Origin of the sequence: Pseudomonas urmiensis, assembly GCF_014268815.2 — a bacterium.
Classification (GTDB): domain Bacteria; phylum Pseudomonadota; class Gammaproteobacteria; order Pseudomonadales; family Pseudomonadaceae; genus Aquipseudomonas; species Aquipseudomonas urmiensis.
In genome coordinates this window covers 132,191-149,823 of the sequence record NZ_JABWRE020000002.1, presented here as the reverse complement: position 1 = coordinate 149,823, position 17,633 = coordinate 132,191, and the positions used below count along the sequence as shown (strand labels likewise).

Genomic DNA, 17,633 nt, shown 5'->3' with positions numbered 1-17,633 from the left:
ACAGGCTCAGGTGCGTATAATTCTGCCAGACATCGGAGCCTTTGACCCCATGCCCCAGACCAAACACCCTGCCAACCCGGTAAAACTGCTCAGCCGTGCCAGCTTGGCCAGCCTGCCGCCGCGCCGTCCAGACGCCCAAAAAGGTGACTTTGGCCACGTGCTGGTGGTCGGAGGCGACCTGGGTACCGGCGGTGCGGTGTTGCTCAGTAGCGAAGCAGCGCTGCGTTGTGGGGCTGGCCTGGTGAGCATTGCCACGCGGCCCGAACACGTGCCCGCAGCCCTGGCTCGTCTACCTGAAACCATGTGCTTGGGCGTGAGTTCGGCCAATCAGCTGATGACCGTATTGGAACGGGCATCGGTGCTGGTGGTAGGCCCTGGCCTGGGTCAGGCGGCTTGGGGGCGCAGCTTGTTGTCGGCAGTTGCCAATGCCGAGCGCCCCCAAGTGTGGGACGCCGATGCCCTTAACCTGCTGGCCCGCACGCCCTTGGCCCTGCCCAGCGCTAGCATTCTTACCCCGCACCCGGGCGAGGCGGCGCGGTTGCTTGGGGTGTCGACCGAAGCCGTGCAGGCCGACCGGCCGGGCGCTGCGCGTAAGCTGGCGCGCAGATACGCCAGCATCTGCGTACTCAAGGGCGCTGGCACCCTGGTCGCTGACCCGGCGGGGCAGGTGGCGCTGTGCGGGCGGGGTCATCCTGCGATGGCCGGCGCAGGCCTTGGCGATGTGCTTACCGGGGTGCTGGCGGCGCTGCTGGCGCAGGGCCTGGACGCCTGGTCGGCGGCTTGCCTGGGCGTCTGGCTGCATGCCTGCGCGGGCGAGCGCTTGGGGGTAAAAGGCAGAGGCCTGGCAGCCAGTGATCTGCTGCCGGTCATTCGTGAATTATTGGAGGAGCATTCAGCGTGTCAGGTGTAACCCTGTTTCTGGCCGACGAAGAGGCCACCGTAGCCTTCGGCGGGCAATTGGCCCAGGTGACCGGCGGTCATGGCGTGATTTTTCTCGAGGGCGACCTGGGGGCTGGCAAAACCACATTGTCGCGCGGCCTGATTCGCGGTTTGGGCCATGTTGGCCCGGTCAAGAGTCCGACCTTCACCGTGGTTGAACCCTACGAGATTGGCGCGGTGCGCGCTTTCCACTTCGACCTGTATCGGCTGGTCGATCCGGAAGAATTGGAGTTCATGGGGATCCGCGATTACTTCGAGGATGATGCCTTGTGCCTGTTCGAATGGCCCCAGAAAGGTGCGGGCGTTTTGCCAAAGCCTGACCTGACCATTACCATAAGCCCGCAAGCGGGCGGACGCTCGCTGTATCTGTCGCCGCAGGGGCCTCGCGGCGAAGCCTGGTGCACCGCGCTGGCCGAACAATTCAAACAGTAAATGGGGATAGGTATGCGCATACGCGCACTGGTCGCCGTTGTCGGTCTGCTGCTCACAGCGGTCACCGTCAACACTCTGGCCGCCACGCAAGTCAAGAGCATGCGTCTGTGGCGCGCGCCAGATAACACACGGCTGGTCTTCGACCTGTCCGGCCCGGTGCAGCACAGTGTGTTCACCCTGAGCGCGCCGGATCGGCTGGTCATCGATATCAACGGTGCGACCTTGGCCGCGCCGCTCAACGTCTCCACATCCAATACACCGATCAGCAGTGTGCGTTCGGCCCAGCGTACGCCTACCGATCTGCGCGTGGTGGTCGACCTGAAAAAAGCGGTCACGCCGAAAAGCTTCACCCTGGCTCCCAATGCCCAATACGGCAACCGCCTGGTGGTCGATTTGTACGACCAGGAAGCCGATGCCATTGCGGCCAGCACGCCGACGCCGCCACCGGCACAAACCCCGGCTACCACTCCGGCTGTCCCGGTAACGCCGACCCAGCCTGCGATCAAGCTGCCACCGGCGCCAAGCGGCAAGCGCGATATCGTGGTCGCCATCGACGCCGGGCACGGCGGTGAAGACCCGGGCGCCTCGGGTTCGCGTGGCCAGCACGAGAAAGACATCGTGTTGCAGATCGCCAAGGAGCTGCAACGCCAGATCAACAGTGAGAAGGGCTATCGGGCCGAACTGACGCGCACCGGTGACTACTTCATTCCGCTGCGCAAGCGCACCGAGATCGCCCGCAAGAAGGGCGCCGACCTGTTCGTCTCGATCCACGCCGACGCCGCACCCTCCAAGGCTGCTTTCGGCGCCTCGGTGTTCGCCCTGTCTGACCGGGGTGCTACGTCCGAGACTGCGCGCTGGCTGGCAGACACCGAAAACCGTTCCGACCTGATCGGTGGCGCGGGCAACGTCAGCCTGGACGACAAGGACCGTATGCTCGCGGGCGTGCTGCTCGACCTGTCGATGACCGCCACCCTCAGCTCCAGCCTCGATGTGGGGCAGAAGGTGCTGGGCAACATGGGGCGCATCACTTCGCTGCACAAGCGACGCGTGGAGCAGGCAGGCTTCATGGTGTTGAAGTCGCCGGATATTCCCTCGATCCTGGTCGAGACCGGCTTCATTTCCAACGCCAACGAAGCCGCCAAGCTGGCGACCAGGAGCCATCAGCAGGCCTTGGCCCGCTCGATCCATACCGGCGTACGCCAGTACTTCCAGCAAAGCCCGCCACCTGGCACCTACATTGCCTGGTTGCGTGACAGCGGCAAGATCGCCCAAGGCCCGCGCGACCACACTGTGCGTCCAGGCGAAACCCTGGCGATGATCGCCGTGCGTTACCAGGTCAGCGTGGCCAGCCTGCGCAGCAGCAACAGCCTCAAGACTGATGAGCTGAAGGTGGGCCAGCACCTGGATATTCCGGGCACGACCCTGGCGTCGCAACAATGAGTGGTGGTTCGCGCATCCAGTTGCTCAGCCCGCGACTGGCCAACCAGATCGCCGCCGGCGAAGTGGTCGAACGGCCCGCCTCGGTGGCCAAGGAGCTGCTGGAAAACAGCCTCGACTCTGGCGCCAAGCGCATTGAGGTCGAGGTCGAGCAGGGCGGCGTCAAGCTGCTGCGCGTGCGTGACAACGGCAGCGGCATCTCGCCTGATGACTTGCCGCTGGCCCTGGCACGCCATGCCACCAGCAAGATCCGCGAGCTGGAAGACCTCGAAGGGGTGTTGAGCCTGGGCTTTCGGGGTGAGGCGCTGGCGTCGATCAGCTCGGTGGCGCGCCTGACCCTGACCTCGCGCACGGCCGATGCCAGCGAGGCCTGGCAGGTCGAGACCGAAGGCCGCGACATGACCCCGCGGGTGCAGCCTGCGGCGCACCCGGTGGGCACCTCGGTCGAGGTTCGCGACCTGTTCTTCAATACGCCGGCTCGACGCAAGTTCCTCAAGGCCGAGAAGACCGAGTTCGACCATCTTCAGGAAGTTATCCGGCGTCTGGCCCTGGCTCGATTCGATGTCGGCTTCCACCTGCGCCACAACGGCAAGACCATTCTCAGCCTGCACGATGCCCCCGACGAGATTGCGCGGGCGCGGCGGGTCGGTGCGATCTGTGGCCCGGGCTTTCTTGAGCAGGCGCTGCCGATCGATGTCGAGCGCAATGGCTTGCGCTTGTGGGGTTGGGTTGGCCTGCCGACGTTCTCGCGCAGCCAGGCCGACTTGCAGTACTTCTTCGTCAACGGCCGCGCCGTGCGCGACAAGCTGGTCGCCCACGCGGTGCGCCAGGCCTACCGCGATGTGCTGTTCAATGGCCGCCACCCGACCTTCGTGTTGTTCCTTGAGCTTGAGCCCAACGGCGTCGACGTCAACGTTCACCCGACCAAGCATGAGGTGCGCTTTCGCGAAGGCCGCACAGTGCACGATTTCCTCTACGGCACCTTGCACCGGGCTTTGGCCGATGTACGGCCGGAAGACCAGCTGGCGGCCCCGGCGGCGGCCAGTGAGATGGTCCGGCCCAGTGGTCAGCAGGCTGGCGAATTTGGCCCGCAAGGTGAAATGCGCCTGGCCTCACCGGTATTGGAACAGCCGCAGGCACAACCGCAGCAGTTTTCCAGCTCCGGTGCTGGCGCCGGGTATCAGTATCAGTACACGCCGCGCCCATCGCAGCCGTTGCCCGTTGCCGAAGCCCAGGCAGCCTACCGCGAGTTCTTCGCGCCACTGCCTGGCGGTGCACCGTCATCCTTGCCCGAAAGCCAGGGTGATGTACCGCCACTGGGCTATGCCCTGGCTCAGCTCAAAGGCATCTACATCCTGGCCGAAAACGCCGTCGGTCTGGTGCTGGTGGACATGCATGCCGCCCACGAGCGGATCATGTACGAGCGGCTCAAGGTGGCCATGGCCAGCGAAGGCTTGAGCGGCCAGCCACTGTTGGTGCCGGAGTCTCTGGCACTGAGCCAGCGCGAGGCCGATTGCGCCGAAGAGCATGCGCAGTGGTTCCAGCGCTTGGGCTTCGAGTTGCAGCGCCTGGGGCCGGAAAGCGTGGCTATCCGCCAGATTCCGGCACTGCTCAAGCAGGCCGAAGCCAATCGCCTGGTCCAGGACGTATTGGCAGACCTGATGGAATACGGCACCAGCGACCGCATCCAGGCGCACCTCAACGAGCTGCTCGGCACCATGGCCTGTCACGGCGCCGTGCGCGCCAACCGGCGCTTGGCCATTCCCGAGATGAATGCGCTGCTGCGTGACATGGAAAACACCGAACGCAGCGGCCAGTGCAACCATGGTCGACCGACCTGGACCCAGATGGGCCTGGACGATCTGGACAAACTCTTCCTGCGCGGTCGATGAAATGAGCGGTAAACCCCCAGCAATATTCCTCATGGGCCCGACAGCGGCCGGCAAGACCGACCTTGCTATCGAACTGACCAAGGTCTTGCCGTGCGAGTTGATCAGTGTCGACTCGGCGCTGGTCTACCGCGACATGGATATCGGCACCGCCAAGCCTTCCAAGGCGCTATTGGCCGCCTATCCGCACCGCTTGATCGACATCATCGACCCGGCCCAGAGCTACTCCGCCGCACAATTTTGCACCGATGCCCTGGCCGCCATGGCCGAGATCACCGCGCGCGGCAAGATCCCGCTATTGGTCGGCGGCACCATGCTTTATTACAAGGCGTTGATCGATGGCTTGGCTGACATGCCTGCTGCCGACCCTGCAGTACGCGCCGAGCTTGAGGCCCAGGCCAGTGCGTTGGGCCTGGCTGAGCTGCACCGGCAGTTGGCTGAGGTCGACCCCGAGTCGGCTGCACGCATCCACCCCAATGACCCGCAACGGCTGATCCGAGCGCTGGAAGTGTATCGGGTCAGCGGCGAGAGCATGACGGCCCATCGCCAGCGGCAATTGGCCGAAAGTAGCGGCGCAGACGCAGGCGCGGGCGGACATTTGCCCTATACTGTCGCCAGCCTGGCGATTGCTCCTACAGATCGTCACATTTTGCATCAGCGAATTGCGCTACGATTTTCGCAGATGCTGGAACAGGGCTTCGTCGACGAGGTCCGAAAGCTGCGCGCCAGAAGTGACTTGCACGCGGGGCTGCCGTCTATACGGGCAGTGGGGTATCGGCAGGTCTGGGATTACCTGGATGGCAAGCTAGATGAGAATGAGATGCGCGAACGCGGTATCATTGCCACTCGCCAGCTGGCCAAACGGCAGTTCACCTGGTTGCGCGGCTGGTCCGACGTACACTGGCTGGATAGCCTGGCCTGCGACAATCTGTCCCGCACCTTGAAATACCTTGGGTCCGTCTCCATATTGAGCTGAGTCCCTGCAATTGCCGTCTACTCTTGCGAATGGGCGGCGTAATTATCGAATTTTCGTGTTTTTTACTATTGATCCTTACAGGAGTGCGGCATATGTCAAAAGGGCATTCGCTACAAGACCCTTACTTGAACACCTTGAGAAAAGAAAAGGTCCCGGTTTCGATCTATCTGGTCAACGGGATCAAGCTGCAGGGCTCGATCGAATCTTTCGACCAGTTCGTGGTACTGCTGAAGAACACCGTCAGCCAGATGGTCTACAAGCACGCTATCTCGACCGTGGTCCCAGCTCGTCCGGTTCGCCTGCCAAGCCCGTCCGATTCCGAGAGCGGCGACAGCGAGCCAGGCAACGCCTGATAGGAGCCTGCATTGTTCTTTGAGCGCCACGGTGGTGGTGAGCGAGCGCTGCTCGTTCACTTGGAAGGTCAGAACCCTGAGGCGCGCGAAGACCCGCAGGAGTTTCAGGAACTGGCACTGTCGGCCGGAGCTGAGATCGTTTCGCTGTCTACAGTGACGCGGCACCAGCCTACCGCCAAATACCTGATTGGCAGCGGCAAGGTCGAAGAGTTACGCGACCTGGTCAAAGCCGAACAGGTAGATCTGGTGATTTTCAATCACACCCTCACGCCCAGTCAGGAGCGCAACCTCGAACGAGTCTTCGAGTGTCGCGTGCTCGACCGTACCGGGCTGATTCTCGACATCTTCGCCCAACGGGCGCGTACCCATGAAGGCAAGCTGCAGGTCGAACTGGCCCAGTTGGAGCACATGAGCACGCGGCTGGTGCGCGGCTGGACCCACCTTGAGCGGCAGAAGGGTGGTATCGGCCTGCGCGGTCCGGGTGAAACCCAGCTTGAGACTGACCGGCGCTTGCTGCGGGTACGCCTGCGGCAGATCAAGGCACGCCTGGAGAAGGTTCGCAGTCAGCGTGAGCAGGCGCGGCGCGGGCGTAAGCGCGCGGATATCCCGTCGGTGTCGCTGGTGGGCTATACCAACGCCGGCAAGTCGACCTTGTTCAACGCCCTCACCGAATCCGACGTCTACGCCGCCGACCAACTGTTCGCCACCCTCGATCCGACCCTGCGCCGTTTGCAGCTCGATGACCTGGGGCCGATCGTGCTGGCCGACACTGTGGGCTTCATTCGCCACTTGCCGCACAAGCTGGTCGAGGCATTTCGGGCTACGCTCGAAGAGTCGAGCAACTCCGACCTGCTGCTGCATGTGATCGACGCCCATGAGCCTGAGCGCATGGAGCAGATCGAGCAGGTGTTGGCAGTATTGGGCGAGATCGGTGCTGAAGGCTTGCCGATCCTTGAGGTCTATAACAAACTCGACCTGCTCGAAGATGTCGAGCCGCAGATCCAGCGCGATGCCGATGGCAAGCCGGAGCGGGTCTGGGTATCGGCACGTGATGGACGTGGCCTGGAGTTGGTAGGCCAGGCGATTGCCGAATTGCTGGGGGATGATCTGTTTGTCGGAACCCTGCGCCTCGAACAGCGTTTTGCTCGCCTGCGCGCGCAATTCTTTGAACTGGGGGCAGTGCAAGGCGAGGAACACGACGATGAAGGCAGCAGCTTGTTGAGCGTGCGCCTGCCCATGGTCGAGCTCAATCGCCTGGTCAGCCGCGAAGGCATGGAGGCGCAAGCGTTCATTGCGCAACACACTTTGCAATAAATGCCCGTCGAGGTCGCCGGGCAGCCGTGACAGGCATTCTGTAGCATTGGACGGCGCGCCGTGGGCGCGTCTTTGCTTTATCAGATGGAGAGCGCTATGGCTTGGAACGAGCCGGGTGGCAACTCGAACAATCAGGATCCCTGGGGCGGCCGCCGTGGCGGCGGCGGTGGTGGCGACAAGAAAGGACCACCGGATCTCGACGAGGCCTTCCGCAAGCTGCAGGACAGCCTGAACGGCATGTTCGGCGGCAGCAAAAAACGCGGCGGTGGTGACCGCAATATCGGCAAGGGTGGCGGCTACGGCCTGCTGGGCATAGGCCTGGCGGTGTTGGCTGCGATCTGGCTGTACAGTGCCGTGTACGTGGTCGACGAGCAGGAGCAGGCCGTCGTGCTGCGCTTCGGCAAGTACTATGAGACCGTGGGTCCAGGCCTGAACATCTATTTCCCGCCGATCGACCGCAAGTACATGGAGAACGTCACGCGTGAGCGTGCGTACACCAAGCAGGGGCAGATGCTCACCGAAGACGAGAACATCGTCGAGGTGCCGCTGACCGTGCAGTACAAGATCACCAACCTGCAGGACTTCGTGCTTAACGTCGACCAGCCGGAAGTGAGCTTGCAGCATGCGACCGACAGCGCCCTGCGCCACGTGGTGGGTTCCACCTCGATGGATCAGGTGCTGACCGAAGGCCGTGAGCAGATGGCCGTGGATATCCGCGAACGCCTGCAACGCTTCCTCGACACCTACCGTACCGGTATCACCGTCACCCAGGTCAACGTACAGAGCGCGGCAGCCCCGCGTGAAGTGCAGGAAGCCTTCGACGACGTGATCCGTGCCCGGGAAGACGAGCAACGTGCCCGCAACCAGGCTGAGTCCTACGCCAATGGCGTGGTGCCGGAAGCCCGTGGTCAGGCCCAGCGCATCATCGAGGATGCCAACGGCTACCGCGATGAAGTGATTGCCCGCGCCAAGGGTGAGGCCGACCGCTTCACCAAGCTGGTCAGCGAGTACCGCAAGGCGCCGGACGTCACCCGTCAGCGTCTGTACCTGGAGACCATGCAAGAGGTCTACAGCAACTCGAGCAAGGTCATGGTGGCAACCAAGGACGGGCAGAACAACCTGCTCTACCTGCCACTGGACAAGATGGTCGAAGGCAGCCGCAACACGTCGGCCGCGGCCGGCAGCAGCGCGTCGCCATCGGTCAACGATGCGGCCGTGCGTGCAGCGCAGGACCTGCAACAGCAACAACAGTCGCTGCGTACTAGGGAGAGCCGCTGATGAGCAATAAATCGCTGATCGCCCTGATCGCCGCAGTTGTGCTGGCTATCGTGGCCTGGAACAGCTTCTACATCGTGGCCCAGACCGAGCGTGCGGTATTGCTGCAATTCGGTCGTGTGGTTCAGGCCGATGTTCAGCCTGGTCTGCATGTGAAGATCCCGTACGTCAACCAGGTGCGCAAGTTCGACGCCCGCCTGATGACCCTGGATGCTCCGACCCAGCGCTTCCTGACCCTTGAGAAGAAAGCGGTAATGGTCGACGCCTACGCCAAATGGCGCGTGAAGGACTCCGATCGCTTCTACACCGCGACTTCGGGCCTCAAGCAGATCGCTGATGAGCGTCTGTCGCGTCGTCTGGAAAGCGGCCTGCGTGACCAGTTCGGTAAACGCACCCTGCACGAGGTGGTTTCCGGTGAACGTGACGCGCTGATGGCTGACATCACCGCTTCGCTGAACCGCATGGCTAACAAAGAGCTGGGTATCGAGGTGGTCGACGTGCGCGTCAAGGCCATCGACCTGCCGAAGGAAGTTAACCGCAGCGTGTTCGATCGTATGAGCACTGAGCGTGAGCGTGAAGCGCGTGAGCATCGCGCCAAGGGTAACGAGCTGGCTGAAGGTATCCGCGCCGATGCCGACCGTCAGCGTCGCGTACTGCTCGCCGAAGCGTATCGTGAGTCCGAAGAAACCCGCGGTGATGGTGACGCCCAGGCGGCTGCCATCTATGCCAAGGCCTACAGCCAGGACGCTGATTTCTATGCGTTCCACCGTAGTCTGCAGGCCTACCGCGCAAGCTTCTCGAACAAGAGCGATGTGCTGGTCCTGGATCCGAAGAACGAGTTCTTCCGCTACCTGGACAAGAGCAAGCCCTGACTCGGGTAAACCCCGCCTGGCAGCTAAAACTGCCGGCGGGGTGCATCCTGACAGAAAAGGGGTGTATGATGAGTCAGCCGGGAAATTTCCCGGCTTTTTTGCGTCTGCAAGGTTGATTGCCCATTAGGGATCAGCCAGCGCGCTAGTAATTCGAGGGTAATTGGCACGGCGGTAGCGCTGGGATTAGTGCTGCCTGCTGCTGTGGGCCAATGCCTGCTTCACTGACGGCTCGCCCATTGGCAGGCCGCCCGGACCAGAGGGGAAATGGCGTAATGGCAACGGTAGACCGCTGGCTGCTGCCAGATGGCATCGAGGAAGTACTGCCACCTGAAGCCGCGCGCATCGAGATCGCGCGTCGCCAGGTGTTGGACCTGTTCCAGAGTTGGGGTTACGAACTGGTCGTTACCCCGCATATCGAGTACCTGGAATCGCTGCTCACCGGTGCCAGCCAGGACCTGGACCTGCATACCTTCAAGGTGGTCGACCCGCAGTCTGGCCGCCTGATGGGCTTCCGTGCCGACTTCACTCCACAGGTCGCGCGCATCGATGCGCACACCCTGCGCCGTGAAGGCCCGAGCCGCCTGTGCTATGCCGGTAGCGTGCTGCACGCCCAGCCACGCCAGTTGTCCACCTCGCGCAGCCCGATCCAGTTGGGCGCCGAGCTGTACGGCGATGCAAGCCCAACCAGCGACGTCGAGGTCATCAGCCTGATGTTGGCGATGCTGCAGCTGGCCGACGTGCCGGATGTGCACATGGACCTGGGCCACGTCGGTATCTACCGCGGCCTGTCGCGCGCCGCCAACCTGTCGGGCGATGCCGAGCAGCAGCTGTTCGATGCCCTGCAGCGCAAGGCGGTCGATGAAGTCAACGCGTTGACTGCCGACCTGCCCAAGGACGTCGGCAATATGCTGCGCGCCCTCACCGAGCTGTGCGGTGGTCGCGAAGTGCTGGCCGAGGCCCGTGTACGCCTGGGCCGTGCGCCGGCCAGTGTGCTGGCTGCCCTGGATGACCTGCTGGCGATCGCTGATCGCCTGGCAGCGCGTTATCCGGACCTGCCGCTGTACTTCGACCTTGGCGAGCTACGCGGTTACAACTATCACACCGGCGTGGTGTTCGCCGTGTTCGTACCGGGGGTCGGTCAGTCGATCGCCCAGGGCGGACGCTACGATGACATCGGCGCCGACTTTGGCCGGGCACGCCCGGCCACCGGTTTCTCCACGGATTTGAAGACCCTGGTCACACTGGGGCGAGCGGAGGTCGTATTGCCGTCTGGCGGGATCTGGATGCCCGACAGCGGTGACGCGGCCCTCTGGCAGATGGTCTGCCAGTTGCGCAACGAGGGCCAGCGTGTGGTCCAGGCTCTGCCTGGGCAACCGCTGAGTGCTGCCCTTGAGGCGGATTGTGATCGGCAATTGATTCAGCAAGACGGGCGCTGGCAGGTTCTGCCGCTGACCCATTGAGATTTTTCGGTCGGCAGTAGGCCGGCAACCAAGTTTGCGTGAATGAGGACAAGTGTTATGGGTAAGAATGTCGTCGTCCTGGGCACCCAATGGGGTGATGAGGGCAAAGGCAAGATCGTTGATCTGCTGACCGAACATGCTGCCGCCGTAGTGCGCTACCAGGGCGGTCACAACGCGGGCCACACCCTGGTGATCAACGGTGAGAAAACCGTTCTGCACCTGATTCCTTCCGGCATCCTGCGTGAAGGCGTGCAGTGCCTGATCGGCAACGGCGTAGTCGTTGCTCCCGATGCCTTGATGCGTGAAATCACCAAGCTCGAAGAGAAGGGTGTACCGGTACGTGAGCGCCTGCGCATCAGCCCGGCTGCGCCGCTGATCCTGTCCTACCACGTAGCACTGGACCAGGCCCGTGAAAAGGCCCGTGGCGAAGCCAAGATCGGCACCACCGGTCGTGGTATCGGCCCAGCTTACGAAGACAAAGTGGCCCGTCGCGGCCTGCGCGTGGGCGACCTGTTCCACCGCGAGCGTTTCGCTGCCAAGCTCGGTGAGCTGCTGGACTACCACAACTTCCAGCTGGTCAATTACTACAAAGAGCCGGCCATCGACTTCCAGCAGACCCTGGACGAGTGCATGGCCTACGCCGAGCAGCTCAAGCCGATGATGCTCGACGTCACCGCCGAGTTGCACAACCTGCGTCGCGCCGGCAAGGACATCATGTTCGAAGGTGCCCAGGGCTCGCTGCTGGATATCGACCACGGTACCTACCCGTACGTCACCAGCTCCAACACCACTGCTGGTGGCATTTCCACCGGTTCCGGCGTTGGCCCGATGTACCTGGACTACATCCTCGGTATTACCAAGGCCTACACCACTCGTGTCGGTTCCGGTCCGTTCCCGACCGAGCTGTTCGACGAGACTGGCGCCACCCTGGCCAAGCGCGGCCATGAGTTCGGCTCCACCACCGGTCGTGCCCGTCGTTGCGGCTGGTTCGATGCCGTCATCCTGCGTCGCGCCATCGACGTCAACAGCATCTCGGGCATCTGCCTGACCAAGCTGGACGTACTCGACGGCCTGGAAACCATCAACATCTGTGTTGGCTACAAGAACGAGAATGGTGCAGTGATCGATGCGCCTTCCGATGCTGACAGCTACATCGGCCTGGAGCCAGTGTACGAAGAGATGCCAGGCTGGAGCGAGTCGACCCTCGGTGCCAAGACCCTGGAAGAGCTGCCAGCCGCTGCTCGCGCCTACATCAAGCGCATCGAAGAGCTGACCGGCGCGCCGATCGACATCATTTCGACCGGCCCGGATCGCAACGAGACTATCGTTCTGCGTCATCCGTTCGCCTGATTCGCCGTCTAGGCTGATCGAACGCCGCGTTCCCGCAAGGGGCGCGGCGTTTTTTTTGATCTTCACGTAATCCGTGTAGTAGCTGGCTTGCCTGCGATAGAGCGCGCAGCGCTCCCAAAAAGCGCAGCGCCAATTAGACCAGCATAAACTTGGCGTTTATGCCTGCTGCCTCCGGCACAACCCTTGCTGTAAAAACGCTCTGTAGATGCCATCAAAATAATGGCGCCAGAAGCACGAGGGTTTCACCGTGTCTGCCATCCTCTCACTGTTACGAAGCCGCCTTTTGCGGCCTGTGTTTGTTGCCTTGGGTATCGCTCTTTTGGTGCAGGTGCTGGTCGCCGTTGCGCTGACCCGGAGCACGGTCACCGCCTTGGAAGCCGATCTTGGCGAGCGCCTGGGTGCCGACAGCCGCAAGCTGGCCAACGAGCTGGAGCTGGCTGGCCAGGATGTGCGCAGTGGGCTCGACAACCTCTCCTCCAGCACCCGTCAGCGCCTGAGCAGTGGCCTGTCCACGCGCTTGGAAAGCGAGCAGCAACAACTGCGCGCGACCTTGGAGAAAAACCTCAAGGACTCGGCCAACGACATGGCCGAGCTGCTTGCCTCGGTCGCCCCGCGGGCGATTTGGGACAACGACGTGCCAGTGCTCTCCGACTTCGCTCGGCGTGCCCAGCGCAATCCCAACGTGTTGTTCGTGATCTATGACGACGCTCAGGGCCAGCACCTGACGCGCTATCTGAACCGGCAAAACCCGATCAACCAGGCGCTGATGGACAAAGGGCAGGGCGAGCGGGCGCTGGACAAAGTGCTGGACGCTGCGCGTAAAGACCCGTCGGTGTACTACGTCGAGGCCTCGATCAACCCTAACGGGGCAGAGATTGGCAAGGTCTTGATGGGTGTTTCCACTGCGGGTGTCGAGCAGGAGCTCAAGGCGCTGGATGAGCGTTTCGCAGCGCTGATCGGCAGTGGTGAGCAACTGGTCGGCGATAGCCTGGGCGCTGCGGCGGCAGACAGCGGCAAGGCCCTGCGCGCACGTCTGGAGACAGCGCAGAACAGCGCTACTGCCATGCAGGCCAATACTGCGCAGACCGTACGGGATGCTGCGGGTGAGTTGCGTTGGCGCATTGGCCTTGGCCTGGTGCTGGTCGGCCTCGGTGTGTTGCTGGTGGTGGCCGTGGTGCTCGGCAGGCGTGTAGTCAACAAGCTGCGCCTGCTGATCGCTGCCTTGAATGATCTGGCTGCCGGCGAAGGCGACCTGACCAAGCGGGTAACCCTCGACAGCCGGGACGAGATTGGTGACATGGCTTCGGCAGTCAACCGCTTTGTCGACAAGCTCCAGCCGATCGTGCGAGAAGCAGGCGAAGTGGCCCAGCGTACCGGCGTGGAAATCGGCGCCATGACCCAGCGCAGCGCAGGTGCTGACGCTGCCGCCGCGCTGCAACGCGATGAGGTGGCGGCGAGCCTGCGCGATCTATCGAGCATGGCCGATGAGGCTCAAGCCGAAAGCCATGCGATGCAGGCGGCCTTGCAGCAGGTGGTTGACATCCGCCAGGCCACTGACGAAAACAGTCGGACCTCGACCCAGCTGGCCGGCCTGATCGAGAACCTCGCCGGCCAGGTCGATGCGGGCTCGCAGGTGATCGAGCGGCTGGCCAAGCAGAGCGAGCAGATCGAGGTGGTGCTGACCGTGATCCATGGCATCGCCGAGCAGACCAACCTGCTGGCCCTCAATGCCGCTATCGAGGCGGCGCGTGCGGGTGAGACTGGCCGCGGTTTTGCCGTGGTGGCCGATGAGGTACGGGCGCTGGCAAGCAAGACCCAGAGCTCGACGGGCGATATTCAGGCGCATATCGTAGCCCTGCAGCAGGGGGCCAAGGAGGCCGTGGCGACCATTAGCCAGGCGGGACGCCAAGCCAGCGAAGGGCTGCTGGTGCTGCGCGATAACGAGCGTCGACAGCAGTCGGTGCAGGCGGCGGTCGAGCAGGTGCACGCGGCGATTGGCCTGGCTACGCGCGCGGCCGAGCAGCAGGCGCATGGCGCGCAGGCGGTCAGGGGAAGGGTCGAGACCATTCATGCGCAGGCGGAGCAGTCGGCGCAGGTAGTGATGCAGACCACCGCCAGCGGTAAGGTCTTGGATGACTTGGCTGCGCAGTTGCGCGCGAGCCTTGGGCAGTTCAGGGCCTGAGCGAATTTGGGGCTGCGCAGCGGCCCCAAACGCTCAAGCGCAAGATATACCTGGTTATGCCTTGTTCAAATACATCCGTGTAGTCAGCAAATAAACCGGCAATCCCGAAACCACAATCAGCAATGCCGCATAAGGCGCGGCCGCCGCGAACTCGACATTGGCGGTATGCGCCCACACCTCGGTCGCCAAGGTGGTCATCCCGGTCGGGCTAAGCAGCAGGGTCGCTGTCAGCTCCTTCATCGCATCCAGGAATACCAACGCAAACGCCGCCGCCAGCGCCGGGAAGATAATCGGCAAGGTCACCCGGCAGAACGCGCTGAAGCTGCTCGCGCCCAGCGTGCGAGCGGCTTCTTCCAGGGTCGGCGACGCCTTGTTCAGCGCCGTGCGCACCGGTGCCTGGGCCAGCGGCAGGAACAACAGCGCATACGCCAGGATCAGCAATGCGGTGGTCTGGTACAGCGCCGGCACATAATGCAGGGCGAAGAACACCAGGGTCAGGGCAATCACCAGTCCGGGCAGGGCATGCAGCAGGTAGGGCAGGCGTTCGGCCCAGATCGCCAGGCGACCTTTATAACGCACCACCAGGAAGCTGATCGGCAACGCCAGCAGCACGCAGAAACCAGCGCCGCCCAATGACACCGACAGGGACGTGAACAGCGCTTTGCTGATCTCACCCACCGGGAACGCCGCCGATGAGCCGACACTCAGCCAGTAACCGAGCATGGCCAGGGGAATCCCGCTGCCTAGAATCGCCAGAGCCAGGCAAAACACCTGCGCCAGCGGCATCCAGCCACGCAGCTTCACCGGCTGCGCACGACGCGCAACGCCCTGGCCGATCCGCACATGCCGCGCCTTGCCGCGTACGCGCAGCTCCAGGGTCAGCATCACCAGGCACAGCGCCAGCAACACCGCCGATAGCATGGCGGCGTTGGCGTTGCTGAACTCCAGCTCGAACTGCTGATAGATCGCCGTGGTGAACGTCTGCAAGCCAAGGATCGACAGGGCGCCGAACTCCACCAGCATGTGCAGGGCGATCAGCAGGGCGCCGCCGAGCATCGACGGCCACAGCAGCGGTAAAGTGACCTTGAAGAACACCCCCCAACGGCTGCAGCCCAGGGTGCGCGCCGACTCCTCCAGGGAGGTGTCGACATTGCGCAGGGTGGCCGCCACTGGCAGGAATACCAGCGGGTACTTGGACAGCGCCATGACCAGGATCGCCCCCGCCAGCCCTTCGAAGCCCGAGCTCAGCGACACCCAGGTGAAGCTGCTGACGAACGACGGCACGGCAAATGGCAGGCACAGCACCACGCCCCACAAGCGCCGCCCTGGCAGGTCGCTGCGCTCGAGCAGCCAGGCCAAAGCCAGGCCGACCACCATGCACACCAAGGTGACACCCACCATCAACAGCATCGTGTTGCGCATCAGCCCCCAGACGAAGGGTCGCCAGAGCAGATGCAATGCTTCCCGCCAGCCGGCCTCCCAGGCCTTGAGCGCGACGTACAGCAACGGCAGCAAGCTCATTGTCACCAGGAACAGGACAGGCAGCACCACCCAGATCGAGGGGCGCTTGCGGCGTGGCACGAAACGCGCCTGGGCTGAGAGGGGCAGGGCGGCAGTCATTAGAGCAGGCCGACCTCGCGCTCAAGCTCCAGGGCTTCCTCGGCGTTACCAAGGTCGGCTGGGGTGATCTGCGGCGGACGCAGCTCTTCGAACGGCTTCAGGCCCTGGTCAGAGACCATGCCTTTATGCAGCGGGTATTCGGCGGTGGTCTGGGTGATTACGCGCTGGCCTTCCTCGCTGGCCATCCAGTTGAGCAGGGCCTGGGCTTCTTTCGGGTGCTTGCTGGCCTTGACTGCAGCGGCGCCGGAGATAGTCACCAGGCCGCCGGCGTCGCCGTCTGCCAGGTAGTACAGCTGCGAATCCAGCTGGCCGCGCTCACGCTTGAGGGCATACCAGTAGTAGTTGTTGACCAGCACGGCATCGACTTCGCCTTTTTCCACGGCCTTCAGGGCGACCATGTTGTTGGTGTAGGTCTTGCCGAAGGCTTTCAGGCCAGTCAGCCACTCTTCGGCAGCATCGCGACCGTGCATCTTGAGGATGGCCACGGCTTGCTCCTGGAAGGCGCCGCTTGTCGGCACGAAGCCCACGCGGCCATCCCATTCAGGGTTGGCGAAGTCCATCACCGATTGCGGCAGGTCTTTCTGGTCGATCTTCTTCGGGTTGAACACCACCACGCGGGTGCGCGCGGTCACGCCCATCCAGCTGCCGTTGGCGGCAACGTATTCCTTGGGCAGCATGTTCAGGGTGGCGTCGTCGATCTTGGCCAGCAGGCCCAGCTCGCCGAGGTTGTTCAGCGGCGGCGACTCTTCGGTATAGATGACGTCGGCAGGCGAGCGCTCGCCTTCTTCGATGATCTGGCTGGCCAGCTGGTTGCTGCTGCCTTTGCGGATATTGATATGAATGCCGGTCTTGGCCTCGTAGGCCTTGGCGATGGCCTCGCCGATTTCCTTGTGCTGACCGTTGTACAAAGTCAGGCTGACCGGGTCGTCTGCCATGGCGGCCGGAGCGCCGATCACCAGGCTCAGAACAGCGGCGGCCAGGGTGCGCATCAGCGGTTGCGGACGGATCGTCATGCGGGTACTTCCTCGCTTACGGCTACATATTTGGAAACAATGGTAAACGAAATTGTTTCTCAAGTGGCCGGGTGACGAGAAATTCATGAGCAGACTATCGTTCAATTTCCCCCCAGATGCTTGCGCATAGGCAGGTAGCAGGGTGGGGGACAAAAAACGCAGGCAAGAAAAAACCCACTAGCAAGCTAGTGGGTTTTTATATGGTGCCCAGGAGAAGACTCGAACTTCCACGATCTTGCGATCACTGATACCTGAAACCAGCGCGTCTACCAATTCCGCCACCTGGGCAAATCTTTACATCTACAGCGTACTGCGATGAATCTCTTGCTGACTGACAGATAAGCCTGTTATCTATCACTCGAAATATTTGGTGCCCAGGAGAAGACTCGAACTTCCACGACCTTGCGGTCACTGATACCTGAAACCAGCGCGTCTACCAATTCCGCCACCTGGGCACACTCGTTGAAATCACATGATGCTTTACAACATCGTTCATCTCAACTACAACGTCGGGTGTCCGT

General features: G+C 62.7%; 13 protein-coding genes, 2 tRNA genes and 2 pseudogenes. 13 read left to right on the top strand and 4 right to left on the bottom strand.

The window, feature by feature from the left end; translation table 11 throughout:
- Positions 1-49 precede the first annotated feature (49 nt).
- From HU737_RS25835 to HU737_RS26740, 13 genes and pseudogenes are all read left to right on the top strand, one after another.
- A complete protein-coding gene (locus HU737_RS25835) occupies positions 50-910 on the top strand; it encodes an NAD(P)H-hydrate dehydratase (RefSeq protein ID WP_186555606.1) in 861 nt (286 codons plus the stop codon).
- Positions 898-1,371, top strand: coding sequence for a tRNA (adenosine(37)-N6)-threonylcarbamoyltransferase complex ATPase subunit type 1 TsaE (gene tsaE / locus HU737_RS25830; RefSeq protein WP_186555605.1), 474 nt, complete (start codon positions 898-900; stop codon positions 1,369-1,371). Before HU737_RS25835 ends, tsaE begins: the two co-directional genes overlap by 13 nt.
- Positions 1,372-2,811 (top strand): N-acetylmuramoyl-L-alanine amidase, encoded by a 1,440-nt coding sequence (locus HU737_RS25825; RefSeq protein WP_186555604.1) that lies wholly within the window; start codon positions 1,372-1,374, stop codon positions 2,809-2,811.
- Complete coding sequence (mutL, locus tag HU737_RS25820) at positions 2,808-4,700, top strand: DNA mismatch repair endonuclease MutL (RefSeq protein ID WP_186555603.1); 1,893 nt, start codon at positions 2,808-2,810, stop codon at positions 4,698-4,700. Before HU737_RS25825 ends, mutL begins: the two co-directional genes overlap by 4 nt.
- 1 nt (position 4,701) lies before the next feature.
- The gene (miaA, locus tag HU737_RS25815; protein ID WP_186555602.1) at positions 4,702-5,673 is read left to right on the top strand and encodes a tRNA (adenosine(37)-N6)-dimethylallyltransferase MiaA; all 972 of its coding nucleotides are present in this window, start codon (positions 4,702-4,704) and stop codon (positions 5,671-5,673) included.
- Positions 5,674-5,765: 92 nt separating this feature from the next.
- Positions 5,766-6,026 carry an RNA chaperone Hfq gene (gene hfq, locus HU737_RS25810; protein WP_028631835.1) on the top strand — a complete coding sequence of 87 codons (261 nt, stop codon included), beginning with the start codon at positions 5,766-5,768 and terminating at the stop codon, positions 6,024-6,026.
- Between the two features lie 12 nt (positions 6,027-6,038).
- Positions 6,039-7,340, top strand: coding sequence for a ribosome rescue GTPase HflX (hflX, locus tag HU737_RS25805; RefSeq protein WP_186555601.1), 1,302 nt, complete (start codon positions 6,039-6,041; stop codon positions 7,338-7,340).
- A 96-nt stretch (positions 7,341-7,436) separates the two neighbouring features.
- Complete coding sequence (hflK, locus tag HU737_RS25800; RefSeq protein ID WP_186555600.1) at positions 7,437-8,618, top strand: FtsH protease activity modulator HflK; 1,182 nt, start codon at positions 7,437-7,439, stop codon at positions 8,616-8,618.
- Positions 8,618-9,487: a protease modulator HflC gene (gene hflC / locus HU737_RS25795; RefSeq protein ID WP_186555599.1), complete on the top strand. Its 870-nt coding sequence runs from the start codon at positions 8,618-8,620 to the stop codon at positions 9,485-9,487. Before hflK ends, hflC begins: the two co-directional genes overlap by 1 nt.
- Positions 9,488-9,759: 272 nt before the next feature.
- Complete coding sequence (locus tag HU737_RS25790; RefSeq protein ID WP_186555598.1) at positions 9,760-10,947, top strand: ATP phosphoribosyltransferase regulatory subunit; 1,188 nt, start codon at positions 9,760-9,762, stop codon at positions 10,945-10,947.
- Positions 10,948-11,004: 57 nt separating this feature from the next.
- Positions 11,005-12,297 carry an adenylosuccinate synthase gene (locus HU737_RS25785; protein ID WP_012316474.1) on the top strand — a complete coding sequence of 431 codons (1,293 nt, stop codon included), beginning with the start codon at positions 11,005-11,007 and terminating at the stop codon, positions 12,295-12,297.
- 583 nt (positions 12,298-12,880) lie between these two features.
- A pseudogene (locus HU737_RS26745) lies at positions 12,881-13,573 on the top strand (methyl-accepting chemotaxis protein); the annotation flags it as partial.
- 390 nt (positions 13,574-13,963) lie between these two features.
- Positions 13,964-14,479 (top strand): annotated as a pseudogene (locus tag HU737_RS26740) (methyl-accepting chemotaxis protein); the annotation flags it as partial.
- Positions 14,480-14,533: 54 nt separating this feature from the next.
- Here HU737_RS26740 and HU737_RS25775 read toward each other — a convergent pair.
- The 4 genes from HU737_RS25775 to HU737_RS25760 form a co-directional block, all read right to left on the bottom strand.
- Positions 14,534-16,099, bottom strand: coding sequence for an ABC transporter permease (locus HU737_RS25775; RefSeq protein ID WP_186555596.1), 1,566 nt, complete (start codon positions 16,097-16,099; stop codon positions 14,534-14,536).
- A complete protein-coding gene (locus HU737_RS25770) occupies positions 16,099-17,112 on the bottom strand; it encodes an extracellular solute-binding protein (RefSeq protein ID WP_186555595.1) in 1,014 nt (337 codons plus the stop codon). The genes HU737_RS25775 and HU737_RS25770 overlap by 1 nt, the downstream gene beginning before the upstream one ends.
- Before the next feature lie 201 nt (positions 17,113-17,313).
- Positions 17,314-17,400 (bottom strand) — tRNA-Leu (locus HU737_RS25765).
- 80 nt (positions 17,401-17,480) lie between these two features.
- Positions 17,481-17,567, bottom strand: a tRNA-Leu gene (locus HU737_RS25760).
- Positions 17,568-17,633: the final 66 nt, after the last annotated feature.